Below are 26033 nucleotides of genomic sequence, written 5' to 3' on the forward strand. Positions count from 1 at the left end.
ATTATGAGCCATGTGGAGACTATATGAGAATGTTATGGTAATAATTTCAAAACTGCTACTGCTAATGAAACAACCGCTATTATTGTTCCAATTGTCCATGTAAGTTGTACATTTCGACTCTTATTAATTTCTAGTTCTACTTTATCAACAGTCGCTAAATTCTTACCATCAATAACATCAGATATTATTTGCTTTATTTCCATTGCTGTTGGTAGATCATCTAACTTCTTTGTACGTTCTTCAATTATAGCTAACCTTTTATCCATATCATGTATTTTATTCTTTAAATCTTCCATATCGTTATCGTCCCCCTCAAATGAAGATGCTATCTCTTCTCGTGAGACAAGCATTTCATACAATGCTTTTTGCTCATTTTTTAAATAAGCAACTTCTTCTTCTAACGATTGGTGTAATGTATAGCGATGTATACTTTCTTTTCTACCTTTATTATTAGCACCAATACTAAATTTGTTACGCTCGTCATTCAACACATAAACTGTAGCTGTTTGATTAGAATCCACTTTTTTAGCGTGCAATTTTCTTCCGCTCCATTATTCTTTGTAGAATAGACACAATATTATTTAAATCGTTTTCTGTTGCTTCAATATCAAATTTTTGACCGTCATTTCGTATGAACCTAATATAGTTACCCTCTGTTTCATCTGTGGCAACAATACTAGATAATTTAAATGGTTGATTTCTACCAGAATAGAATTGCTCCATAATAGGATTTATTGTCTTATGAAATGCCGTTGCATCAATTTTATATTTAGTAAAATCCCCTTCAGGCCATTCCATTCTTGTGTCTGAAAAATAATGACCCCAAAATCCTAAGACTACAATACTACTTCCAAGTATAGGTGAGAGTGTATTTTCCATTTCTTCCATACAAAACGGCCAATCCACACGGTTCAAGTATGTGTTTATAATTGATAAAGCTTTTGTGAAAATTAATGGATCCTCTGCATACCTATCCATATTACTTTGAAAATAATCTTTTATTTCATATCCATTTTCATAGGCCATCATAATCTCTCCTCATCCGATACTTATACCTAAATCTTAATCTATCATAGGCTATTTTTCAATATTTCTCCATTTATTACGAATAAACACTCAGTATTTGCAAGTATAATTATTCTAAAAACACAAAAAAGCCGCCCAATAGGACGGCTCTTTTTTACTTCACATACACATAGGCTTCATTCGCTGTTACATAGTATGTTTTACCTTTACTATTGTGTACTTTATATTGTGGCGTACCATTAACACTTACTTTCGCATCAATTGTGAATCCTAATCCTGCATCTACAGAGCCAGCCACATCCTTATCCTGCCAAGATGGAGCATCATAGAAACGTAGATTGTTAACTTTTGAAACCACACGCTTCCCTACAATTGAAGAATCCACTGTACTTTTCTTACTAAACTTCACATAAGATGGATCATTCTTAATCCACTGATTTCCACCAAGATTTAACCAACCATCCTTTTCCGCCCACACAATATAAGATTCTGGTTTGTTTAGTTGACGAATCTTAGAATAACTTTTACCAGGTCCTTTACGTACATTCACATTGTATCCTTCAATATAAGCGATACCATCTGTTACAGCTGTTGGAACTTCTGTTGGTTTAGATGGCTTGTCAGGTACAGAAACATCTACATTAGCATTATTGTATGCGCGTTGCACATCTGCTCTAAATCCAGCTTCTGAAACGCCATGAGACTTTAAGTAGTCAAGTGGATCTTCATGATCTGTTCCACCAAGGTATTTTGTTACATCATAGTGAGTCCATAATCCTTTTTCCACAGATAAACCACGATTACGTAGAATTTTAGCAAGTAACTTCACGTATTTATCATAGCTGTGTTTAAATTTATCGTAATCTGCGGTTTCGCAAAGTTCAACGTGTACAAAGCGTTTATTAGCAAAAGGACCTCCACCATAAGCAATGTACTTTGTATCCGCGATTTGGATTGTTTCATTCCAGTCAACCGCATAGTGAACAAATGCGGTTCTCCATGTACGAGACTCATATTTTTGAATATTGATAGCTGGCGCTTCTGGAGTTGCTGTAGAATGTGCTACAACGCCCTCATAAGCACCTACACCATTACGATATGGTTGTTTAGGTAAATCAGGAATAATAAGTGTTCTATCAGCAAAAGCACTTGTAGCAAAAGAACTAGCAAGTACTAGAATCATAAGAAACGAGGTAATATGTTTCATTGTCTTTTTCATTTAGCATCAACATCCTTTTTCATAATTTTTGTGTGGTCAAATAATCCACTTGCTGACAGTCCAATGATGATTCCTTGAAATACATTTGTTTTGATATCTCCGTCCAAAAATAAAACGCCTAGCACAATGCCAAGCGTTAAATTCAATAACGGAACATATTTTGTTTGTAATCCAATTGTTTTTGCAATCTGTGAAAGACCAACGACAATTCCAATCATTACAGTAATTTCAAACATTACATACTACCTCCTTTCATTAAGAAAGTGAGCACTGCGCCTATAATCCCACCTACAATAAGTCGTAAGATCCAGGTAGTATTGGCGCTAATTTTATCTAACTGTTTGTTGATATTGATAATATCTTTTTCGTTACCTGTAGTTCGCATCTCTAAACTTTTAATTTCTAAACGAATGTCCTTGATATCTTGCTTTATCTCTTGGACATCACTTCTTACATCTTGTAATCCTTCCACTTTGACCACCCCATTCCAAAATAAAAAGAGAGACATTTATTTGTCCCTCTTTTGTTATAAAATTCTTATTTTATTAAAAACGCTTATTAATTTGCCCCTAAATAGAGTCCTCCTATTCAACTTATACTATACTGTTAACTAATTCTTGTATTGCTGAAGCCTTCCAGACTAAACCAAGATCAGATTCTTTGTTAATTCTACCGCTATAGATACCCAAAAATTTCGTCACTGGCCCCCCTACCATTGCAAAACCATTGGACGCATTAAAAGCTCCGCTTGGACGATAAGCTATCACAGCGGATCCTGATTGCCCTTGTCTACTTCTACAGTCTATTAGAAATAGTGGCAAGTCTCTATAATCAATCTCTGGCTCAGAGGCTACAAAGCCTGTTGCCCATATAGCAGCATTTTTCCCAACTTGGAGCCCAAAAGGAAACCCAATAACACTTATTGATTCTGCAACACCAACCGTCATACTTTCTCCTTCATTTAGAGAATATGCATATATTTCTATACCTTCAACATCTGATAATTTTAAAGCTACGAAATCTACGGATGATCCTAAGGTAGGGTGCTCTATCCATAATGGATTTAGACACTCTTCATCAGAATAAAGTCTTTCATATTTAATGATATGTGAACCTAAAAAATCCTTTTTGTTGTGAAAAATTTCAATCTTATTAGGTATTGCTAAATTTTCAGAAAGACACCTATTGTTATCGTTGTTCTTCCCAGTAACATTATGTCTGTTTGTTAATAAAACAGGCCCTGCCTGCGATTCTACTATAAAAGCTGTGCCAGAGGAAAGTTGTGTCTCATTAAAATACATCTTTATTAAAATAGATTTAACTGATTCTGTTGCGCGAATCATAAGCACCCCTCCATATGTAATTTCATAAATATAATAGCTCATTTTCCATATGAAGGTAAATACTTACTCCTTTATTTACGTTCTAGAAGTTACTGTTCCCTTTCCTGAAGATGGCGAAGAAATACATACAGGGTCACCATCAATAGATGGCATGTCAACTTCGATTGGCTGTTTGATACTAACTCCTTCTGAAGGTATTTCAATATTATTGTTATGCTTAGGTATTTGAATTCCTAAATGATTCCCTTCCACATATATTGCTTGTTTTACGATACCTTTAATAATTTCATCCATCAGCTGGTTGTAGTCCTCCCCAACAAGATATTTACCTTTATTTTTTTTGAATAACCTTATGAACCTCTTCGATTACCGGTTTAACTCATTCATGAATACCAATATTTATACTTAATGTCATTTCCTCCACTGTTCTCTTCTCCTTTTAGACAATAAAAAAAGAAGCACCATATATGCTCCTCTTAATCTATAAAAATCTTTAAATGCCGTATTTTGTTTAAAAACTTTCTCTTCTACATTCAAGTATGCACTAAAACATAAAGGTTTCTTTATACCATTTTGTCATGGTGTTTTCATTATAATCTTTAATTTCTTCGTAATTATTTATAATTTTAATAAGTAAGCTTCTTAAAACCCCGTCGATATCCTCCGACACTTCTTCTAATCGTTTCGCAACTTTTTCAGGAAATTTATCTCCATGAACATACTTGCTACGTATATTATAAGCGTCTTTTAGTTTATCGTGAATTACGAGTTTCTCTTCTAAGCTACCTCCAATAACCTTAGGTACTCTCTCAGATACCTGCATCGATAACGATTCTCTATTTGAGGATATTAAGGCTTCAATTGCACTAATATAAGATGCTATTTTTGCAGGTAAAAACGATTGGCTTCGTGCGCTTATAGTCATTTTGAATGCTCTGCTAATTCGGTCATCATCAAAAACTGAGTTTCTTTTACTAAAGTTATTAATCGCACTTAATTCGGCACCTATACTAGGGTTTTCCTCATTATCGTGTTTACGATTGGATGTATACTTTATTACTGTTTTTTGCAGCTCTAAAGCTTGCTTTATTTCTTCAGCAGAAAATGTAGTATCTATATATTCTCCTTTTGAATTACTAAACAAAATTTTAGGAAAATCTCCTATAACATGCTTTGTTTCATAATCCCACCAAAAGAAATTATTTGTATTCACAGAGTTATCTTTTATCAGCCACAAGGTAGTAAGAAAAGTTTGAGTATGGAACTTTTGAAGTGCTATTAGAGTAAGAGCTTGTTTTTCTGATTCTGACTTGTCCTTGAATTCTAATCTATTCATAGAAAAGTGTAGATTTTTTGCTGATAATTGACTGTAAGCAATATTCCCAATACTGACAAGAAAATTAGGATCTTTTATTAGCTCATCAATTTCGGTACTATCATTAATAAAATTAATATCAGGCTCTTCTTGTAATTTAAAATTTCCTTCAAAACCAAAACCATGTATATCGCCTATTACGAATTGATTCAATATAATTCCCCTCCATACACTGTATCGTTATTTATTAGTATATAGTAGTGATAGGCTCATTTGAATGGATATATTTTAAATTAACCTGTATACGTATTTCTGATGACTCTAGTAAATAAATTTGCATGTTTTTTCTTTCCGCTGCTATCATTTGGATGAAGCCCATCAGATAAATCTCTACCTGGTCCACCTTGCACTTCGAACTCTCGCACAATTCCACTTTCATACATGCAATCTACAATAATAAAATTATAGTAATTTGCCATTTTCTTAATCGCTGTTACCATCGGTTCAGCAACTTGCGGCGAGTAACTTGTTCTTTGAAGTGGAATCCCTACATAGAACATTGCATTTGGATAGTTCTGTCGTAATGTCCAGTAGCACCATCTAATTGCTTCATATAACTTAGTTTTATCTAAGTCTTCTAATTTCGTTTTACTCATAGCAGTATCAAAATCACCGACATCAGTGATTCCATCATTTGTTCCTGTTGCTACCACGATAATGTCCCCTGGTCTATTCTTGCTAATTGCATCTCTTATTTGATTGGTAATCCACTGCGTTTGTAATAAACCAGGTCTTTCTTTATAACCTGCACCATCTTTTCCGTAATTCCATATTGCACCAATTTTAAGTGCTTCTTTTGTAAATGTAGGCCAATTCGTTTTCCATCCATCAACATGAGAAGAAAAGTCGTCAGCTATATTTGCTGTTTGACCAGTACTATCTGCGAAAATCAAAAGTGATTTACCCTCTGTTTTCGTATTCGTTTTTACAACGATTTCTTGGATCATGTTTTCAAATTCAGCTTTTGTTACAACAATTTTTTGTGAGCCGAACGTTGCTGATGAATCAACCAAGACAGGCCCTTCGCATAACACACCGGTTGCAGTAGCGTTATAACTATGACGAACATATACAGCATTTGCGGGCGCTGTGTATGGATTAGTGAATCCAGCAGGAAGACCACTGATATACTTTTTATCAACATCAAAAAACGCACAACTTAAAGTACTAGAATTGTTATACATTCCTAATGGAATAATAGGTATATAGTCACTCACTTTATAACTCGCATTAGCAATAAGCCCTCCAGCTTGCGATATATAAGACCCAGCTGTATCTGTTGCCGGATTATGAAGATTTAAGTTTATAACATTTAAAAATTGCAACTTAGCAACATCAATAGTTTTATCCGCTATTCCTGTTGCTTGGTATGTTCCACCTGGCGTCCAAGCTGATCCATTCCAGTAATACCATTTCCCATCCGCTGTAACTAAATAAACCCCACTGTCTCCAGTAGGTTTTGCGGTTTGCAATGCAGTTAAAGTTGCGTATACTCCTTTAGGTGCGCCACTTGCTACTGCTGATACTTTTGTATCAACATATGCCTTATCTGTTTTAGTTCCTGATAAAATCCCAAATTGATTACCAAGCTCGTTTGATTTTGCTAATGCTTTTTCTGCTGTTATTTTCGATTCAATTAGGGGTGGTATCTCTACATCTTTTAATACTTCGGCAGCTTCAACCCATTTTTGCATAACACCAAATTCATTTGTAGATTCGATAACCCCGTCACTCATTTTTGATTCAACTACTTCAAACGTAAAGGATCTCGTTTCTACTTTCTTGCCATTTGGAAAATAAATATGAACATTTGCTGTTACAAACCCTACCGAAGTAAGGCTCTGTGTAGTAAGTAAAGTTTGATATTTACCTTTCAAAGCGTTAATCGGCTGACAATCTTGATAAACAATTTTCTTATCAGATTTTTCAAAAGAAACACGAACTGCAGTTGCGTCAGAAAAGTCTTCTTCATTCCCATTATGATTAACATTAATAAGTATTTTTGCACTGTTTAAATCATTTTGGGAGTAACGCATATTTTGCGGAACAATTGAATCCCTCATAGTATCTACAGTAACTTCGTAGGTCTTAAATATAGAATTAACCATCATATCATTCCTTTCAAATAAAAAAAGACCCCTACTATGGTCTTAGTTTCTAATAATGTTATTTATTTGTGCGAACTCACGCTGCAATAGCTTTTTAATATCCAAACGAGTTGTTCCAAAAGTCACTTTTAACTCCCGTTTATTGTTCTGATACACTTCTTCTACATCCGTAATCCTAGCATCCATTTGAACACCAATTTTATCATCTTCACATGTTACGATATCCCCAAGTGTCCAATCCTTTTCATATTCCATTCCAGGTTTTTCAGTGACGTAACAAGAAAATGAAACAATTTCACTAAAATCATTTTCTAATTTTTGTTTTCCTCGATCTTTAAGCATTTTTACAATTTCAGATTCAGGTTTCTCTTGCTTATCTTCGGTTTGATTACTTATGTCTCGAGCGTCGATAAACACTTCTTTACGAACAAGTCCAGTTGTTTCTTCTATATAAGTCTCAACAATTCGTCTATCTTCACCTTCACCCTGTCCACCAACATACGCTGTGTTTTTATAACTGGATGTATCTTTTTCAAATTCTCTTTTTAATACATTTTCTAAGCCTGTTGAAAAGATAACTGGCGGATAAGTTTGTTGATTCCTAGTCAGATTTTTTCCTGCTTGTACATCAAATACAAATTGCCTTGACTGTTCATCTAAATAAATATCCCACCCTAGTCCAGAAGCTAAAGAAATTTCCTTTAGTTGTTCCGCTAAATTTTTCAGACGGCTTTCAACTTGAAGATAATTACCACGTTTCTGATTTGCTTTTAAAACTAAATTTGGTATCAATCTTGCGGAATCAGCTGGATACACAGCATGTCTATCTACATAATGTTTCATAACAGTTTCTGCTTCGGCATACCTCCTATCATGAGTTGTGTGAGAAGGGGGAATAATGATTCGATTTCTCAATATCCCTTTAAGTTGATACCCTTTAACTGTTCTTTTATCATTCTCATCAATATGATAGTTAGTAATGATACCCACACGCTTTTCGTCAATTAAAACAAAGTTGTCATCAAATAAAGCTATTGCATATTGAGCATCGTTAGGGATTTTGAACTCAAATGTCCCAACATCTTCCCACACTCTCTTAAAGCTCATTGATTCATAATCATTAATTTCTCCGATTTTTTCTAATTCTGGTGTATATATAATCATGTTTTACCTCCTTACAATCCTGATGGCCTGAAACTAAATTCTGGAATAATTACTGTACTCGTTTCTGAAAAAACACTTGTAAATCTTAGCGATCCGTCCGGATGTAAATATAAGAACTGTACTTTCCCGTCAGAACCCCATGCAAATACAGATTGAGCTTTAGGTGGTCCCACAGGGAATTTACAAATATCTTTATTTGCTCCATAAACCCCATTTCCGCAACTACCTTCTACGTGATAAATCCCGTACCCATCCACCCAATACCTAAGAGGGTTTCTGTAATCATCCTTCTTTAAATCAGACCAATAATTTAAATAATCCGGTAAAAACTTTCCAGTTAATTGTTTTTTTGCATATAAACCTGTTTGTCCTTGTAAATCACAAAAAGTACGCTCATCTGTGATTTGCGTACTTTCAATAAACGATTTTCCTTTTATAATTCGAACTTGGGCAATCGGTAATTCATATATAATCCCACCATTGTTCATATTATCTTGCTGTAAAGTTGGTGGCACCGGGACATCTGCTATTGCACCTTTTTTTATCGTAAGATTAATCGCTCTAGTTGCAAGATTTAACTGTAATACAATACGATCTATACGGTCCAGCGTAGTATGTGCAGGTTCGTGAGTGAAAATCTTTACTCCATCTATAATGTACCCTCTACCACATATCACAGCACATCCTTTGTTTATAACTACCTTCATCCCATTAGACAATGGTCCCATACTCAACTCGTCCGAATAGCCTTTTACGACCCCAGTCCCAAAAAACATATCAAATAATTGAGCAAAATCATTAGAATTATATAATTTATCTTCACCATCAAAGAAAAAAGAACGCTCACCTGCCATGCGTTCTCACCCCTTCCTTTTTTTATATTCCTATATATCTTTCTCTAAAACGTATTATAACAGTGGCACTTTCTCTGCCTGTATTTGCACTATAATCTAGTATATTCAAGCCAATTTGCAATCTAAATTCATTCAACCGTACTCCTGGAGCGATCCAGTTATATGCATTCCTTCGTGTCCCATCGATTCCTACCAGTTCAACTGTATTTTGTCGATATGCTGTATTTATTTCCAAACGCTCACCTGCAAGAATATCACGGTTAATTTTTACAGACTTCATTGTTGTAAGATTGGTAATTTGCGGATCTGTACAAGGACCAAATATCTCTATTTTAACAGGCGTTTCAACATCACCATTATTGACTACATTTTGTTTTTCACCCTTGTACCCGAACTGTACTTTAGGACGAAATGAAAAAGGGAAGCTAAATATTGGCTCCCAAGATAATAACGGTACTTCGATATCTATTTCGTTCTTCCAATACGGGTCTGGTGTGGTAATGTGAAGTAACCCTTGCTGTAAAATCATAAATTGTTCATCTTCTGGACGGTACTTCGGTAATGATTCTATAACAATCGTATTTTGAAAAGTTCCGTGTGGTAAAGTGATAGTAATAATAAATGGCCCCAGTTTAGGATTTAATATCCTATTTAAATGTCTACGATATCCATAAACATCTGCAAGACTTCCTCCCTCAATGTAAAACTCCATTGGATATTGCATTTCTCTCATCGTAACAGCACCTGTTGTAACACCTTCTTGCATATACCCTTGTGTACGAACTGTATCCGCTTCACTTCCAGAAAGGTCGATTGAAACAAGTACATATGGTGGTAATGGTCCGAATTCTACTTTTTCACCTAAACGATTTTCAATCACTACACGTTTTCTCACATCGACCCTCCTAACATGAACGCAATATCATTAATTGCTTTTTTCTGTTGTCTAATCACTTCAGATGTATCTTGATTATAAAAATGATTTACAATTTGTGTTGGTTGCCTAGTTTGCTTATCCGGATTATCGTTATCTGGTCTATATTGGATTACGTTAGGATTATCCGATAGGACTTCTCTCCACCTAGAAAGATTACCAACATCATAAATCGAAAGGCCTTCAAAACGTTCCATTTGACGACCTATTTCTCTGACCATTTCACGCATACTTTCTGGAATATGAGTGATCCAATCGTTTTGCCAATCTCCATCTTCAAAGATTGCATTAAAATATTTTGTAAGTGGATCATCTCCTTGGAGGCTAAAAATTTCCTCGGGTCGAATAGAGCGGATACCATCCATGGCGCCTGCTACTGTATCTTTTAAAGCGTCACTAATGATTGAAGACTGGCTTTTAATACCTGATGCAATTCCATTTGCCATTTTAATGCCTGCATTAGCAAGTTTATTAGAATTCAATCCATTCGCAAGAGAATCATACGCGTTCATACTCAAAGTACGACTCTCGTTCTCGACTAAATCAGTCGAACTTTGAATCCCTAATGCAAAACCAGCCCCAAAGTGAAACCCAATCTCCCGTTTGACCTTACGAGATGGCGATCGAACCTCTAACCATCTTCTTGCAGCTTCCATAGCCATAGATGCTAATCCTTGAGCTGCACTGGCGGCTAAACTCCCACCTCCACGAATACCACGAGCAAAACCAGAAGCAAAATCACTTCCTAAACTAAACGTATCAGAACCTTTCAGACCAGATTCACCACTGCTTTTTACTTGGTTACCAGCTGAATTAGCTTGTCCACTTTGCGAACCAATACCCCTTGCAAAGTCGCTACCACCTTTTATTCCAAACGGTGTACCATTAATAGAATTAAATCCACTTTGAGCTGCTCCTACATTACCTTGTGCATTACTTTGCGCGTTACCACGCTGTGAACCAATCCCACTCGCGAATTCATTTCCGCCTTTTTGGCCCATAGGCGAACCGTTTATCGTGTTAAACCCAGTTTGAGCTGCTCCTGCGTTACCTTGTGCATTACCCTGCGCGTTACCACGCTGTGAACCAATTCCACTCGCGAATTCACTTCCGCCTTTACTTCCAGCTGGATTTCCATTTATGGTGTTAAAAGCTCCATGTGCGCTAGCAACTACTTGTAAGGCACTTCCGTTAATATAGCCATCTTGACTAATTATCCCTCTCCCAAGTTCACTACCACTTTTACTTCCGCCTCCACCATCAGTTGTACTCCCCATAATTCCTTCTACAGCTTGTTTCTTCCCTGTCGCTGCATTCTCTGGAGATGTATTATTAGAGATTCCATTGGCTTGTGTTTGACTTATATTAAATCCAACTTGCGTTAAGTCTAACTTCGCTCCGTTTTCAACTAATAAAGCAATTGCTTTCGCTGCAAGTTCAGCGTTAATAGAACCATTTTGCATACCTTGTACAAGCGTTTGCACATTGAATTGACCTGCTTCTCCAAGATCAACTTGAACATTACTTTTAATATCCAACCCCATAGTCTGTGCGACTTGTGGTAATGATAATGCCCCAATTTGCATTCCATTAATTAAAGTTTGTATGTTATTCTGTCCTTCTTGAGTAGCATCTACATTCATTCCATTTTTTACGTTTTGCTGAAAGAATTGGAATACAGTATCAAAAGATAATGTTCCGGTTTGAAGACCTGTAATCCACGAATCCATCGTCATCTTTCCGTAGATTCCAAGATCGATAGTGGTATCACCTTGCATATTTTTATTTAAAAACTCTCTCACTTGACTGGTATCCTTTGTTTTAATACCATCAATCCATTTTTGCATGGATTCAATACCACTTTGTGAAAGATCTACTTTATAGACATCTTTCAATTTATTTGCATTCGCGGTTGCTACAGCTGAAGAATCTAGTTCACCTTTTTGAAGCTTTTGTAAGAAAGTATCTATCGTAAATTGTCCTGCTGGACCTAAATCAATTTTCATTTTACCGTCAATTTCTTTTGCCATTGATTCAGCTAACAATCTAGATGATTCAGTCCCTTTTTGAAGCTCAGAAAGATACATTCCAATGCTTTCTATCTTAGATTTTCCATATTGCAACTCGTATCGAAGTAATTTATCTTGATAATCTTTTTCAGCTTTTTCCTGATCACTTCTAAAGCGTTGTTCCAAATCAGCCGATTTTTCACGAAATCCGTATGCCGCTTTGAATCTTTCGCCCCATCCTTTATCTTCCGCTTCTATCCGCTTAGCTTGTGATGCTAAGACTTCTGAATCTTCGTCCTTCATATGTTGCTGCAACACTTTAAATCCATCGTTCCTGATTCCTTGTAGATCATTCACATGTTTTGATTCGTAAAGTGCAATAGCATCTAATGTAGCTTTTCTTTCCTCTGGTTTAATTTCACCGAGTTTAAAAGCCTTCTCCACATTTTCACGCCAACCTTTAGTTTGCTTCTCTAAAGATTTAACACCATCGTCATATACTTTTATGATACTTTCGAAACGTTTTTTACCAGCATCTAATGAAAGCATTCCACCTGATTCAATCTCTTTCGAAATAGATGTTATTTCTTTAGCTTTTGTATAAAACTGTTGGACATTCTTATCAGCAACCTGTAGGGCTTGTTCAAACTTTTGAGCGAAATCTTTTGGCATTTTCAAGGTATCTCCTTGATACCTTTTAATACCCTCTTCTAAAATCTTCTCTGCTTGTGTAGCTACTTCAATTTCTTTATTAATGGATTCAATTACATTATTTTTAACTTGCTCTAAAGTTTCTTTTGCGCCTTCAGGTACTGTTCCCATCAGTTGACTAAACATCTTATTAAACTCGCTTTTCTTTCCTTCTAACTCTTTGATTACTTCATTCGTCATGCGTTGAAAAGCTTTAATCGCTTCATCAGCTGCTTTATTTGCTTCTTCTCCTGTTCTCAGTTTTAAATCCATCATGTTATTGATAGCTTTATCTTTTAGGTCTACATAAGCACCAGCTGCTTTACTTGTTGCATCACTTACATTCTGACCAAATTTAGCTATATTTGTTTGGGCCTGGTTTGATTTTTCGTTTAGATCAACTATTGCTATGCCAAGTGCCCCTACAGCAAGGACTGCACCAGTAATAGCTAATGCAACTGGGTTTGCTAATAAAGCACCTATTCCCATTGCTAAAAATCCTACAGCTGTTGTTACACCGGCTATACCAAAAGCTAATAAGGAACTTTTAGCAATCATTTGCTGTGTTGATGCATCTAAATTATTAAACCAATCTACAACACCTTGGATTCCAGATACTACATCAACCAAAATAGGCAACAGTGCATCACCAAAGGACTTTTTAAGTGTATCTACAGCACCACTTAACTGTTCAATTTTTCCTTTAGTTGTATTCATTTTTGTCTCAGCAACTTCTAATGCTGTTACTTTTGACATTTCTGTATACATATTTTTTACACCGTTCGCGCCTTCTTTATAAAGAATGTTCGCTGCACGGATAGCATCAGAACCAAATAACGTATACATATACGATTGTCTTTGCTCAGCGGTTAATCCTTGCATCGCCATTTGAAGAATATCAGCTATATCAGACATTTCTTTTAAATTTCCATTCGAATCAAAAAACGCATTCGTCATAATACCCGTTGAAAATGCTAATTTCTGAAATGCTTTTTCAGCTTTTTCAGAACCAACTTTGACACCAGCTTGGTTAGCGGCATACTCGGATAAAGATCCAGTGACATCTTTAAAGGAATTTGAAGTTGGTTTGATACCTTTTTCTCCAAGAAATTGCATTGCTTTTCCAGTATCAATCGTTATTAATCCTAATTCACTAAACATATCGTAAGCTTCATTTGACTTAGGAATTAAATTTGCTAACATGGTTTTTAATGAAGTTCCTGCATCAGAACCTTTTAAACCATTCTGTGCAAATAATGCTAAAGCTGTTGTAGTATCTTTGAAACTAAGCCCTACGCCAGCTGCGACTGCTGAAACCATGCTTAGACCGAACTTCATTTCTCCAACACTAGTTGCGGAAGCATTCGCTGCACCAGCTAATAAATCGGCTGCTTGAGCAACTGATAAATTATCGTCCTTAAACGCATTTAGTGCTGTAGAAGCAATTTCTGCTGCATCTCCCAATTCCAATTCCCCAGCTGTCGCTAAGTTTAGAGCGCCTTCTAAACCTCCATTAATAATGTCCGTTAGGCTTACCCCTGCTTTAATTAGCTCTTCAATACCTTGTCCTGCTTCCACAGAAGAATATTTTGTTTTTTCTCCCATTTCTACAGCAAGATCGCTAATTTTCTTCATTTCATCGCCAGTTGCACCAGAAACAGCTTGAATATCAGCCATCTTCTGCTCGAAATTCATAGATTCTTTTACAGCCATCGCCAGTCCAGCCCCAATAACCCCAGTCATGGCTGCAAAGGTAGTTCCAACTTGTCCGCCAACATCCTGCATTTTATTTCCTGTATCACGCATCCGTTCTCCAGTACGATGAAAGTGATTCTGTTGCTCAGCTAATTCGCGGTTTGTTTCTCTTATTTCATTTTGAATGCGTTCTTGAGCTGTTTCAGCACGATTCATAGCAATTGTATTATTATCGATTTGCGTATTTAATCGCTGTAGTGCTTGACCGTTTGATGTGTATTCAGCTTGAAGTTGTTTTAACTCTTGCTTTAGTTGTTTTGCCTCTTGCGAGTTACGACCAAAATTTTGTACTGCTTGATCGTATTGTGTTTCAAGTCGGTCCATTGATGCCGCCAATGTTAAATTTGAAGCTTGTAATTGTTCTTGTTTTTGTCTTGCTTGCTCAATTTTCTGACGATAATGTTCTACTTTTTGACCTTGTAAGGTGAACTTCTCATTTAGATGCGTTAACTTATTTTGTAACTGTTCTACCGAATTCCCAAGTAATCGAGCACGCTCGCTCGTTAAATTAAACTCTGAATCTATTAAGCGTAAACCACGATTAATTCCTGCAACACCATTTTCAAACCGTTGAGTGTCAAGTGTGACCCTTGCGCCAATTTCCATATCTCCAGCCATTTATCTCACCTACCTTTACAACCAAGCTGGTGCCTGATTTGCTGTTCGAACCACTTGTTTATCTTCTTGTTGTTTCTTGTAGCCCATTGTTTTAAAAAAGAGGACTAAATCCATTTGATTTATATCCGCTTGAGATATACCAGCATCTTGAAGCATGCTATAAATACCCAGCATCATTTCTGTTGGTTTGAACGGTTCCTTCTGTTTCTCGGTTTCTTTTTTTTTGTTGAATTTGTCGTTGAATCAATCGCATTGATAATAGCAACAGCTTCAGCAATACGCCCTACAATTGCTAAACAAATAGAGTAAATAGTTGAAGTTAAAAACCAAGCATGTATACCATCAAGAAACTCCTCTACTGTGAAACGATTACCAAATACCTTAACAACAAATTGAGTAGCTTCTTTTAATAAATCAAATGGAACGGTTTCAGCATTTAACTTTTCTGTCCACTCTGCCGCTACAAACGCATCAGTAGCTGAAAGAAAATTAGGTAGAAAGAAAGTTTTTTTACCAGTAGATAAATTTAAAACTAATTTAAACGTTTCTGTTTTTTTTATTTCTTGCATAATTGAATCTCCTTCCATAAATAAAAGGCACAGCATTAAACTGCACCTTTTCATTGTCAGATTTCTTAAATTTAAGGCCCTGCCACTACTGGCGGACTTGGTACTGTTTTGAACCAATTTGATGCAACCGCTGTATCGTAACCAATCTCTTCTTCATCTAGGCGATGTCTCCAATTACCATCAGATCGTTGGATTGCTTTACACTTAATTTTTGCTGACTGGAACGTTGGCTTGTCTTCTGCTGTCTTATGTTCGTCCTCAGGAATTTCAAATTTCGTTTTATAGTAACAATAAAAACGATTTTTCCCATTATCTTTCGGTAAGCGATATAATAACGCTACATACGGAGAAACATCATTTACATTGTCAATTACTTGACCTTTAATTAGTTTCTTTCCTAATAGTTCAGCGTAAGTAGATAATGAAATATCTGCTGTTTCTAATTCAATTTCTACTCCACCGAATGCACTTGCTGTTGCTAAAGGTCCTCCCTCAGCATAAAACGTAACGGATTCATTTTTAGGTGATGCTTTACCACTTACGGCATCCCCAATTTTCTTAGGTGTCCCATACGTAAATTTACCATCTGGTGTTTCTGTTAAAAGTGCATAATGTAAGTCTCTAAAATCGACTGCAATTGCCATATTTTTATTCCTCCTAAACTTTTAATTCCGTACGAAACCTCATACCATAATGATAGATTTTCGTATCTGGTTCATATAAATTTGCTGTTGTAATGCGTTGAAAACCTATATTTTTCATAGAATTGTTTACCGCTTCTTTTAGATCACCCTTAACAGGCATAAAAGACCAAATATCAACTTGAAATAAAATAGTGCTGGTAGATTCCACTCCTTCAGTGTATCTTCCAGCACCATTATCTAATTCAGAATAAGTGATCCATGTTTTGCTGTTATCGTCGCCACGAATCATGTTATAAATATATTCTCCATCCAGCTTTTCCACAATAAAAGGAGTAGTAAGAGCACGTAGCACATCTTTTTCTAAAAATCTCATACGATATGCAACGCCGCTGCAAAGACATTTCTCATTTCATGAACTGCCTTTACTTCTGTATGGGTTACTGTTTTTTCTATAAATCCTTTATGTGGTGGATGTGGCATTTTACTGGTTCCCCAGTTTTGGAATTTCATATAAAAGTGGGGGGAATTATCATCCTTTTCCCATCCTACACTAATTGATTTAATTCCGTTTCGAGTCTTTATTTTACCAACAAGAACTTCATCTTTTGCATGCTTACCTGTCCGCCATGACTCTTTCGGCGAAGGCGGTTTAGGTGATGCACTGGCTGGACTTTCTACCATTAATGCACCTTTCACTACTTCAGCACCTTTTTTTAATGCTGTGTTTTCAATAGTTTTTACGTTTCTTCCCAACATTTCAAAACGCTGAATAGCTTCTTGGATTCCAAATGTCGTCACTTCTGCCATATAGATCGCTCCTCACACACTAAGCATGTCTCTTTGTGTTGTTCATCAACATCTACAACAGCTTTTATTTCGAAGAGTCGTCCACCATACAAAACTCGCATCTTTGAATCAATTCCTTTGCGAAATCGCATAAAAAAATTCACTGTACGAACCGCGTTTTCGGTGTTTCCAGCGAATATTTCATAATTGAATCCCTTTCCGAATGGTGTTTTTACTCTTGCCCAAACAGTGACAACATCTTTCCATTCTGACGGAACTGGATTCCCTTCTTCATCTTTTTTATTTGTGATTTCTTGCTGAATTGTTATTCGTTTATTTAATTTACTTGGATTCATGATTATCACTGTAATTATAGTCCCTTAATTGTAATATGGTGGTTTCTAATGATTGCTTTAATGCAGGGATATTTAATGATTTATCTTGATTCTCATAGTTTAATAATACATGTGTTATTACCGCAATTTTATATAGTGCCTTTTCACTTTCAGGAATACCTGATGCTAATAAGGCTTCTTTTGCTCCATCAATTAGAAGTTGAATATCTGTATCCTCTTCATTTCCATCGATTTTCATTTTTCTTTTTAATAGCTCTAACATATAATCACCTATGATCCTGAAGCGTTGGTTTTCGCTGATAATTCAACGCTTAACGGAGAATTTAATCCGTTATTTCCAACAGCTTTCACTTGATAAGAATATGTTGTATCACCAGTTAGGCCTGTGTCTTTATAGGTCGCTGTTACTGATGTCCCTACTTGTTTTCCATTACGAAGTATTTGATACTCTTTAATGCCCCCATCATACACAACAGGAGACCAATTAATGTTGGTCGTTGTTACTGTTGTAGAATCAACTTTTAACCCTGTTGGTCCTTGGGGAGGATTAGGGTGTAGTCTGCACTTCAGCGATACGGAATGCTGATTTCAGCTTGATTTTATGATCAAACCAAGCTGTTAAAACAAATAGTTCAATACCTGTTTTTACATCTTTGTCACGATCATAAATCATATTTGGATCGTAGTTGAAGTGAGAATATCGGAAATCACCAACAATAGGATTCACTGCTGAATCACAGAACTTTACTGGCTTCCCTAAAACTTGTTCTGGTTGAGCGTTATATAAAGTAGCACTACCATTAGCAAGGGTTTCAATTATTTCTAAATAATCTGCGTAACGCATTTCAATAGTTGCATTTGCGCGGAAAGCTTCATGCAAATCTGCAACTGCTGACTTAATAGCTTTATATAAAGTAGCACCTTTAACTGACTTAATGCCAGCTTTATAGAATGACATAGTTTCTTCTCCAGCTTTAGGCGTTGTAGCAAATGCTACTTTCTTCTCTTTTGCTGCTAAACCGCTTTCTAAAGCTTGATCTACAGTTTGTACTAAGTTTGTATCAGTTGCTGCTAAAACAGTCTCTGAAATAGGTACAAACACCTTAAATTTATTACGTCCGAAAATTACAACATCACCTTCTGCTTTCAATTCCTTCCCTGTTTCTGTATCAGCAATAAAATCATCATCATCTAATGTGAAAGTAACCTTTGGGATTTCAAGGTTTGTTACACTTGTAAATGTAGATACGTCTCTTAACGGGTTTTTAACAAATGGTTCGTGCAATAATTCATTTGTCATTGTAGTTGGAAGAATTTTTTCGCCACCTGTTGAATTTTTATCACCAAGAGCTGCTCGTGCTTCTTGTGATAAGGTACCTCCACGAATTGTAGCGCGAACTAATTCTGCTTTCGCTGCAACTACTTTTTGTTTTGGATCTTCAATAGCTTGTAAGCCAGTTTGATTTTGAAATTGTGCTTTTTGTTCAGCTTCCATCGTGTCATGCTGTTCTTTAATTACATTGAAACGCATTTGAAGGTCTTTCTTTGATTGTTGTAGCACTTGAAGACTCTCCATAGTTGCGGATGGATCAATCGCCTTCTGAGCTAACTCACTCTCAACTTTTTGTAGTTGTTGACCAATAGTAGATAAATTTTGTTTTAATTCAAATAATGTATTCTTTGAGAAGTGTTGAAAGTTACCAATAGATACTCGAAATTTATTTTTCATTAATGAATTCCCCCTAAAATTGTGTTTATATAGTCCGCATTAGCTTTCGCCTCTTCGGCAATCTTTTGTCGTTCTAACATTTCGTTTGATGATATGCTAGCTTGTACATTTACTAATTGTTTTGGAATATTTTTGTATTCCTTCATCCACTTTTCATCTAGGCATGCTGCGGCATTATTTGCTGAGATAATTTCATCACAAAGTCCATATTCCATTGCTTCATCAGCTGATAACCACGTCTCTGCATCTAGTAATTGTTTTAATATCTCTTCATCTAACTTATCACCAGCACGAGTTAAATAATGTTGCACCATCGATTGATTAATACGCTCAATGTCATCCGCTGCTTTACGTAGCTGATTGGCATTTCCTGATGCGTATGTCCATGCATTGTGAATCATCATCATTGAATTAGCATACATAATGATTTTGTCTGAAATCATTGGTAATACTGATGCACACGAAGCGCCTATTCCATCAATATAAGAGATAACCTTTGCCGGATGTCTTTGTAACATTGCGATAATAGCCATCGTTTCAAAAACAGATCCACCCGGACTATTGATGTAAAGGTTAATATTTTCAATACCATCACCTAATTCATCAAGTTCATTTTTGAACGTAATAGAAGATACTTCGCCATACTCTTCCCATGCATACTTTGTAATTTCTCCATAAATAAAAACATCGGCCGTTTTACCATTGGCGGATGCTTTCATTTGAAAAAACTTATTCTGTTTGTTCTTTGCCACTACCTTTCACCCCCTTTCGTTGATTTGGGGACATATCGATTGGATAAAGATCGCCAGAAATCCATAATTGAGAAGCTGAACCTCCCTTTGGTGGTTTATCTTCCAATTCACGCACTTCATCTGGTGTTAATCCACCACTTCGAAGCATCATTTGATAAAATTGTGTTCTCGCTGCTGTATCACCACGTAGTAAGCCACTCATATTAAATTTAAAGTAATATCCAGATTGCCTTTCATCTTTATTTAGCAACTTACGGTTCATTTCTTGTTCATACTGACGTGCAATAGGGGTTAAAGTCATTTGAACAAACTGAATCATCAACTGTTCATTGCTACTATAACTCTGTCCTTCAGTATCATTTAAAAAAGAAACAGGTACATTAAAAACGTTAGCAACTCGCGAACGGGTAATTCGCTCTGATGCTAACGTATCTGATGCGAAGTATTTCCGCTCCATTTCTTCAATATTCACACCTGGTTCTCTAAATAAAATCCCGCCATTTTCTTGGTAAAAGCGTCTAAAATCATCAATAATTCTTTGTCTTTTATCACTATCTACGTTAGCTCCATATTCCAAAATAAAGCTATCTTTCTTCTGCATTTCTGACAAACTAAATTCCTGCACGGCCTTATCGTATTCTAAAGTGTTTCGTAAAACATCGATTGGACAAATACCTTGCCATCTTGAAATACCTGTAATGTGTTTGACATGGAACATATTCATATTATGGATATAATAAGTCCCTTCAATTCCGCGTACCTCATACCATAGATTATTATCATCCGTATTTAAAAAAGGCGTCACATACGCAGATCCAATAGGAATTAATGATTCCACTTGAAATCGAATGTCACGAATAATAGCTGCATATCCGTTTCCTTTCTCATTTCTTGAAACTTCTATTTTATTTATCCATTCAAATCCAGTCATGTTTGGATTTGGTTCATTCATTACAACATCAGACACTTGATTAAAAACCGTGTCATAATCCTTATAGAGCTTTAATGGTAAAGAAGCTACTGTATTAGATAATCTACTAATTACACTGAAAATCGTCTCGTTTGTAGCTAGTTTTGTATTATCAATACCCCAGAACTTCCTTCCAAACCATGAAGAGAAGTCAAATCCAGCACCTTTCCATCCCGCAGACGCACCTTTCAATGCTCCTTTCACACGATTGAACAAATTCAAATTTTCACCGCCTTTCTAATTAAATAGATCGTTAACTGATACAAATTCAATATTCCCGTCACCTTGTGGCTGAGAAAGCATTGGTATGACTTCTGTATGAGCATTTAAAAATGCTGCAAAACCATCAATTTTACGGTATTTACTCTGTTTAGACGGTAAAAAGTTTCCGTTTCTATCTTCCACAAGTTTTACGTTATTCATATACCAACGGAATAAACGGTTTTTATTACTTATTATTTTCCCATCCAATAAGAGTTCCTTCACATCTTTCAATGCCGGACTCAATGTTAAATGCCCTTGTCGAACTGACTCTGTTTCAAATCCATATGCCTTCAAATCTTCATTTAAACGATACGCATTGGCAGGGTCATAAGTGATTTTTTTTATATAATATTGTTTAGACTTCTCAACAAACCAATCATAAACATACTCATATTTCACATATTCACCAGGAATAATAGTTAGCCAACCTTTTTTCACAAATTCTGTATAATCAATTTTTTCATTATCACGATCCACTTTAGCTTGCGGAACCCAACTATGAGATAAAGCGAAAACATATCCATCGTCTAATGGAAATTCTAAACAAGCACTAGTAAAATCTTCTGTAGCTGACAAATCATAACCAGCTACACATTCCATGCCAGCTAATGAATCAACATCTATAACACTTTCATTTCTTTTTAATATTTCAATACCTATAAATGACATTTCATCATTATCGACGAAAATATTAAACTGCTTTGTAATCCAGTCGTTCTTTTCTGCTTCTGTATGCTTATCTGTATTCCAATCATCGATAAGAGATGGAAGATCAAGCGAAACTCCCATATTTGGATTCGCTTTAATCCACAATTCAGGATTCTCGATTTCATCCACACTGTCCATTTCAGCCATGAAATAAAATTTTCTATCTTGATCGATAATTCCTTCCAAGACATCAGTTGCAATTTCATAGTATTGAACAAGTGGACCTTCAAGCTGATATCCTGCCGTAGTGATGTAAACAATCATCGGCTGTTTACGTGCGCCACGTGATTTTTTAATAACATTGATTAGCTTAAAGTTTTTAAATTCATGTATTTCATCAAAAATACCAAGATGTGTATTCAAACCATCTAATTTCTTACTATCGGATGCCCGAGGCTCGATTTTAGAATGGGTTTTATCATGAAAAATCCCTTTCTGATTTTCGCGTAAATGCTTCCGAAGAAATGGTGACTTTTGAACCATTGCACGACTTTCATCAAACAATTCTCCGGCTTGTTGTTTTGTGTTTGCCAAAACATAAACACGAGCACCCGGCTCATTATCTTTAGCAACAGCATAATTAGACAAGCCAGAAATCATTGTAGTTTTTCCGTTTTTACGTCCAATAAAAATAAGGCCCTCACGAAAGCGCCTATGCCCTGTATCTTTATGAACCCATCCATACAAAGAACCTATAACAAAGTGTTGCCACGGCTGAAGAACTAACCTTTTATAGTCACCTTTTGATGGACGACAAAACTTTTCGATATATCGTATAGGGCGATGAGCTTTTTCTTCTTCAAATATCCAAGGGAACTCCTCAGTACCCTGTCTTTTCAAATCATTTAGATGACGTTGACAAGACAAAATATTTTTCTTACTAGCTTTTATGTTCCCTTTTACAACTTGTTCTGCATACCAAGTTGTTCTTAGTTCAGGAGATGGATCTACCAAAATATAAAAATGCTGTATCTGTTCATTTCGCCAATTCTTATACCAATTAGCTATTTCAGATGGCTTAGAAGTCGTCGAAATCATCATCAGAATCTCCAGTTAACTCTTCCTGAAGCTTTTTACGGCTCGCCCCAGTTAACCCTAGCTCTCCTAAATATTGACGAATCTGCTGTAAATACTTAGGTATCTCTGGTATCAAAGTGTGCTTCGTCAAATTTGTAGAACCGTTTTTATTTGTATACTCCATTGTCAGTCCTTCTTTTTTAACATTGGCTGCCATCTCCCTAAACATTTGATAACTGAAAGCAATCGCTTCAACTACAATGGGATCATTGATGTCAGCCTTCCCTTCTCCTTCTAAAACAGACCAAATACGAATCCAAGTATCTTTTCCTACCTTTTTTAGATGAGTAGGTGCTTTCCTCTCCATCAATCCTTTATCCACGATATCACCTCACTTACATTTTATGGATAAAAAGTGCTTACTCGAAAATAAAAAGTTCTTGTTTTCAGGGTTTCCCCCCCTTTAGAAAAACCACTTGAGGTGCGCACGAAGGAGGCGTCCGGTCTGGGCGAAAACGGCTCTCAACAATAAAAGGAGGGGGGCTATATAAATTCTTTGTTCGCTTTTACTTTTACGAACTGAATCTTTCTTTTATTTTTCTTTTTTCCTCCACCCTTTTCAGGATGTTCTTTGTTGTGACATTCATTACATAAACTAATTAAGTTATCTAATGTCAATGCAAGCTCAGGATATTCACTTCTTTCTTTGATATGATGAACCATATCAGCAGGTACTGGTATCAGTGGATCGTGCTTCATACACTCTTGACAACGGTAGTTGTCTCGTATCAACGCTAACTCTCTACACCTTCGCCAAGCTGCGCTGTCGTAGAACTTCTTCGCTTCTTTATCCCGTTTGTATTTATCGTAGAACTTTCGCTGTTGTTTTGTTTTGTATTCACTCATTCTCTTTAACTATATTTCGAGCTACGACTTCACCATCACAATGCAATTCAACGGTTTCAACTCCTACTGTATACTTGTTCATAACCTTTTTTAACTTCTCGAATGCACTTACACATTCGTTGATAGCTAATGTAAGTTCTTCAACATTCGTTTTCGCTTCTGTTGTATCAATATCAATAAGAGCTGAAACTATATTTTGTTTTGTCATTATTCAACACTCCTTGGCTTTTTTCTTTGTATAATAAAAAGCACCCGAATGGATGCTTTTCTCTCAATTATTAATTTATGTTTTAATTGCGGTACGTGAAGTTTTATTCTTTTTCCAATTACCTAATGTTGTTACAATCATCTGTGCCGACATTATTAAGTGACTGGAAGAAGAGCAAAAGCTCTCCTTATTAACGGTAGCATTCAATCAATACCATCTGCTGGTTTCGGATTTTATGTGCCGTCATTACAGACCGTTTAGAATTTTAGAAACAACATAGTGAGTTGTGTTTTCCGCCACTTCTCACAATACAAATATATCATGTAAAAAACAAAAGCGTGTCCGTAAATAGTTCACAAATAGTCCGCAAATAGTTCGCGAATACTTTATAATAATCACTAGAAAGGATGGTTGATTTTTATGAAAACTATTAAGTTAATGAAACAAACAATGATAGACGAGTTTGAAGTAGACGGATTTTGGTTCAATCCAAACAATCCAAATCATAAAGTACATGGGAAACTTTCTTTCTCCCCAAAAGATACATATCTTAATTTATTCGGTAGTCTAACACAAAGTGCTGATGACCCTCTTAGTCTTAGACAAGGGATCCATTTTGATACTATATGTGGCGAAACATTATCTGGAGAATTAGTTTCCTTATTTCATATTATACAAACATCAAATAGGACTAGTTTTTCCGGATATCCCAGCCAAACATATAAATTCAACTTCATGATTGTTGGTGGTCATTTTTCTTCTGCTGACGATCTATTATTCGAAAAGGTTTCTTTTAATAGTACTTATTTAGAAAGTTTCATGAATTCATCGCCATATACCTATGACTTTGAACATGATGAAAATGGTTTTATGAAAAGTACTAGCGCTTCCTTTAAACACCCAGAAATTAGCAAGTGGGAGATTCCTAGTATCGATTGTATTTTTTCAACAAATTCGAATTTTAACTTCAGCACAAGTGGCTATAAAAATGTAAGTATGGAATTTAAAGCATTATTAGATTTAGTATCAAATTCTCCCCAAAATTATACTTGGTTCTTAGATAATATATATAAACTTTTAAATTTATTTTCTCTTTTTATTGGAAAAGAACAGTTCTTAAAAGACCTGATTTTTAAAATTAAAGATACACCTGAAGTTCAGAATAATAAATATAAAGTCTTTTTCACACAACAAGATTTTAAAGAAGGAAAAGATATCGATTCGATTAAGTGTATAACCTTCCTTGATATCAAGGATAATTTAGCAATTTATTTAAATACATGGTTCCTTTTATATAATGAATTAGAACCTATATATAATTTATATCTAGATACTAAGTATCAAGGGATTTATGAAGAGTGGAAATTCCTCAATTATACTCGTATTCTCGAAGGGTATCATCGATTACGATTTAAAAATAGTACTTTCTGTAATCCTTCAGACTATGATCAAATCAAAGATGAAATTATTACCAATTTAGAAGAAATAATAACCGATGATAAACTTCAAGACTTAAAGAAAAATATTCAAAACTCTATTTCCTATGCATATGAATACCCTTTCAAAAAGAGATTGATTGATGTTGCTAATTCAATTGACGCTCCTATTTTTAATAGAGTTTTTAAAAACAAGAAAGATATGAAGGGGTTCATGAATAAAGTAAAAGAAACAAGAAACAAAATGACTCATCCTCAAACCGAAGATAGTAATATTTTCCGTAATTACAAATTATATCTAGCCAATATTAGATTAAGCGCCCTAATTCATGCTCTGATATTAATAGATTTAGGATTTGCATCTGATTATATTGAAAATAAGTTATTTTATCTCTACTACAATTTAGAAACTGCAAAAAAAGAATTAAATTAAATTTATACAATAAAAAACATGGAAGGTGATATTACCTTTCATGTTTTTTGCAGTTAACAAATTATTTTTTCTACTGTATTAAATCGACTTATTTTTAATGTTTCTTGTATCTTTTCACCCATAATCTTTAAAAATGAATTAGCTATAACCTAGAGTGTGT

At 35.4% G+C, this 26033-nt stretch carries 29 protein-coding genes; 1 reads left to right on the top strand and 28 read right to left on the bottom strand.

Annotated elements, in window-relative coordinates:
* Positions 1 to 32 precede the first annotated feature (32 nt).
* The 28 genes from BAQ49_RS33545 to BAQ49_RS14385 form a co-directional block, all read right to left on the bottom strand.
* The gene (locus BAQ49_RS33545) at positions 33 to 536 is read right to left on the bottom strand and encodes a hypothetical protein (RefSeq protein ID WP_244159099.1); all 504 of its coding nucleotides are present in this window, start codon (positions 534 to 536) and stop codon (positions 33 to 35) included.
* Complete coding sequence (locus BAQ49_RS14255; protein ID WP_071745846.1) at positions 526 to 1026, bottom strand: hypothetical protein; 501 nt, start codon at positions 1024 to 1026, stop codon at positions 526 to 528. The genes BAQ49_RS33545 and BAQ49_RS14255 overlap by 11 nt, the downstream gene beginning before the upstream one ends.
* Before the next feature lie 154 nt (positions 1027 to 1180).
* Positions 1181 to 2245 carry an N-acetylmuramoyl-L-alanine amidase gene (locus BAQ49_RS14260; protein ID WP_071745847.1) on the bottom strand — a complete coding sequence of 355 codons (1065 nt, stop codon included), beginning with the start codon at positions 2243 to 2245 and terminating at the stop codon, positions 1181 to 1183.
* Positions 2242 to 2481 (bottom strand): holin, encoded by a 240-nt coding sequence (locus BAQ49_RS14265; protein ID WP_071745848.1) that lies wholly within the window; start codon positions 2479 to 2481, stop codon positions 2242 to 2244. The genes BAQ49_RS14260 and BAQ49_RS14265 overlap by 4 nt, the downstream gene beginning before the upstream one ends.
* Positions 2481 to 2717: a hemolysin XhlA family protein gene (locus BAQ49_RS14270; RefSeq protein ID WP_084667442.1), complete on the bottom strand. Its 237-nt coding sequence runs from the start codon at positions 2715 to 2717 to the stop codon at positions 2481 to 2483. Before BAQ49_RS14270 ends, BAQ49_RS14265 begins: the two co-directional genes overlap by 1 nt.
* Positions 2718 to 2838: 121 nt before the next feature.
* Positions 2839 to 3588, bottom strand: coding sequence for a trypsin-like peptidase domain-containing protein (locus tag BAQ49_RS14275; protein ID WP_071745850.1), 750 nt, complete (start codon positions 3586 to 3588; stop codon positions 2839 to 2841).
* 75 nt (positions 3589 to 3663) lie between these two features.
* Positions 3664 to 3882, bottom strand: coding sequence for a hypothetical protein (locus BAQ49_RS14280; RefSeq protein WP_071745851.1), 219 nt, complete (start codon positions 3880 to 3882; stop codon positions 3664 to 3666).
* Positions 3883 to 4132: 250 nt separating this feature from the next.
* The gene (locus BAQ49_RS14285) at positions 4133 to 5116 is read right to left on the bottom strand and encodes a HEPN domain-containing protein (protein WP_071745852.1); all 984 of its coding nucleotides are present in this window, start codon (positions 5114 to 5116) and stop codon (positions 4133 to 4135) included.
* Positions 5117 to 5196: 80 nt separating this feature from the next.
* Positions 5197 to 7026, bottom strand: coding sequence for an SGNH/GDSL hydrolase family protein (locus tag BAQ49_RS14290; RefSeq protein ID WP_244159100.1), 1830 nt, complete (start codon positions 7024 to 7026; stop codon positions 5197 to 5199).
* A gap of 87 nt (positions 7027 to 7113) precedes the next feature.
* A complete protein-coding gene (locus BAQ49_RS14295; RefSeq protein WP_071745854.1) occupies positions 7114 to 8235 on the bottom strand; it encodes a siphovirus ReqiPepy6 Gp37-like family protein in 1122 nt (373 codons plus the stop codon).
* Between the two features lie 11 nt (positions 8236 to 8246).
* Positions 8247 to 9089, bottom strand: coding sequence for a structural protein (locus BAQ49_RS14300; RefSeq protein WP_071745855.1), 843 nt, complete (start codon positions 9087 to 9089; stop codon positions 8247 to 8249).
* A gap of 22 nt (positions 9090 to 9111) precedes the next feature.
* Positions 9112 to 9984 carry a phage distal tail protein gene (locus tag BAQ49_RS14305; RefSeq protein ID WP_071745856.1) on the bottom strand — a complete coding sequence of 291 codons (873 nt, stop codon included), beginning with the start codon at positions 9982 to 9984 and terminating at the stop codon, positions 9112 to 9114.
* Positions 9981 to 15095: a phage tail tape measure protein gene (locus BAQ49_RS14310; RefSeq protein ID WP_244159101.1), complete on the bottom strand. Its 5115-nt coding sequence runs from the start codon at positions 15093 to 15095 to the stop codon at positions 9981 to 9983. Before BAQ49_RS14310 ends, BAQ49_RS14305 begins: the two co-directional genes overlap by 4 nt.
* Before the next feature lie 15 nt (positions 15096 to 15110).
* Positions 15111 to 15251: a LysR family transcriptional regulator gene (locus tag BAQ49_RS14315; RefSeq protein WP_071745892.1), complete on the bottom strand. Its 141-nt coding sequence runs from the start codon at positions 15249 to 15251 to the stop codon at positions 15111 to 15113.
* A 17-nt stretch (positions 15252 to 15268) separates the two neighbouring features.
* On the bottom strand, positions 15269 to 15664 hold the full coding sequence (gene gpG, locus BAQ49_RS14320) for a phage tail assembly chaperone G (RefSeq protein ID WP_244159102.1): 396 nt from the start codon (positions 15662 to 15664) through the stop codon (positions 15269 to 15271).
* Between the two features lie 71 nt (positions 15665 to 15735).
* Positions 15736 to 16308, bottom strand: coding sequence for a major tail protein (locus tag BAQ49_RS14325; RefSeq protein WP_071745858.1), 573 nt, complete (start codon positions 16306 to 16308; stop codon positions 15736 to 15738).
* A gap of 13 nt (positions 16309 to 16321) precedes the next feature.
* A complete protein-coding gene (locus tag BAQ49_RS14330; protein ID WP_071745859.1) occupies positions 16322 to 16681 on the bottom strand; it encodes a structural protein in 360 nt (119 codons plus the stop codon).
* Positions 16678 to 17115: an HK97-gp10 family putative phage morphogenesis protein gene (locus BAQ49_RS14335; RefSeq protein WP_071745860.1), complete on the bottom strand. Its 438-nt coding sequence runs from the start codon at positions 17113 to 17115 to the stop codon at positions 16678 to 16680. The genes BAQ49_RS14330 and BAQ49_RS14335 overlap by 4 nt, the downstream gene beginning before the upstream one ends.
* On the bottom strand, positions 17103 to 17450 hold the full coding sequence (locus BAQ49_RS14340; protein ID WP_071745861.1) for a phage head closure protein: 348 nt from the start codon (positions 17448 to 17450) through the stop codon (positions 17103 to 17105). The genes BAQ49_RS14335 and BAQ49_RS14340 overlap by 13 nt, the downstream gene beginning before the upstream one ends.
* Positions 17437 to 17712, bottom strand: a complete 276-nt coding sequence (locus tag BAQ49_RS14345; RefSeq protein WP_071745862.1) for a head-tail connector protein — start codon at positions 17710 to 17712, stop codon at positions 17437 to 17439. Before BAQ49_RS14345 ends, BAQ49_RS14340 begins: the two co-directional genes overlap by 14 nt.
* A gap of 8 nt (positions 17713 to 17720) precedes the next feature.
* Positions 17721 to 18020: a fibronectin type III domain-containing protein gene (locus tag BAQ49_RS14350; protein ID WP_425266544.1), complete on the bottom strand. Its 300-nt coding sequence runs from the start codon at positions 18018 to 18020 to the stop codon at positions 17721 to 17723.
* Positions 17998 to 19179 carry a phage major capsid protein gene (locus tag BAQ49_RS14355; RefSeq protein WP_071745864.1) on the bottom strand — a complete coding sequence of 394 codons (1182 nt, stop codon included), beginning with the start codon at positions 19177 to 19179 and terminating at the stop codon, positions 17998 to 18000. Before BAQ49_RS14355 ends, BAQ49_RS14350 begins: the two co-directional genes overlap by 23 nt.
* Positions 19179 to 19931, bottom strand: coding sequence for a head maturation protease, ClpP-related (locus BAQ49_RS14360; protein ID WP_071745865.1), 753 nt, complete (start codon positions 19929 to 19931; stop codon positions 19179 to 19181). The genes BAQ49_RS14355 and BAQ49_RS14360 overlap by 1 nt, the downstream gene beginning before the upstream one ends.
* Positions 19909 to 21123 carry a phage portal protein gene (locus BAQ49_RS14365; RefSeq protein WP_071745866.1) on the bottom strand — a complete coding sequence of 405 codons (1215 nt, stop codon included), beginning with the start codon at positions 21121 to 21123 and terminating at the stop codon, positions 19909 to 19911. Before BAQ49_RS14365 ends, BAQ49_RS14360 begins: the two co-directional genes overlap by 23 nt.
* Positions 21124 to 21138: 15 nt before the next feature.
* A complete protein-coding gene (locus BAQ49_RS14370) occupies positions 21139 to 22911 on the bottom strand; it encodes a terminase large subunit (protein WP_071745867.1) in 1773 nt (590 codons plus the stop codon).
* Positions 22892 to 23272: a phage terminase small subunit P27 family gene (locus tag BAQ49_RS14375; protein ID WP_071745868.1), complete on the bottom strand. Its 381-nt coding sequence runs from the start codon at positions 23270 to 23272 to the stop codon at positions 22892 to 22894. The genes BAQ49_RS14370 and BAQ49_RS14375 overlap by 20 nt, the downstream gene beginning before the upstream one ends.
* Before the next feature lie 161 nt (positions 23273 to 23433).
* A complete protein-coding gene (locus BAQ49_RS14380; RefSeq protein WP_071745869.1) occupies positions 23434 to 23796 on the bottom strand; it encodes an HNH endonuclease in 363 nt (120 codons plus the stop codon).
* Positions 23789 to 24004 carry a hypothetical protein gene (locus BAQ49_RS14385; protein ID WP_071745870.1) on the bottom strand — a complete coding sequence of 72 codons (216 nt, stop codon included), beginning with the start codon at positions 24002 to 24004 and terminating at the stop codon, positions 23789 to 23791. Before BAQ49_RS14385 ends, BAQ49_RS14380 begins: the two co-directional genes overlap by 8 nt.
* A gap of 420 nt (positions 24005 to 24424) precedes the next feature.
* Here BAQ49_RS14385 and BAQ49_RS14390 point away from each other — a divergent pair, with 420 nt between their 5' ends.
* Entirely contained in the window at positions 24425 to 25873 is a 1449-nt protein-coding gene (locus tag BAQ49_RS14390) for an ApeA N-terminal domain 1-containing protein (RefSeq protein ID WP_071745871.1), read from the top strand.
* The last annotated feature ends 160 nt before the right edge of the window (positions 25874 to 26033 follow it).

It is taken from the genome of Bacillus proteolyticus (assembly GCF_001884065.1).
Classification (GTDB): Bacteria; Bacillota; Bacilli; order Bacillales; family Bacillaceae_G; genus Bacillus_A; species Bacillus_A proteolyticus.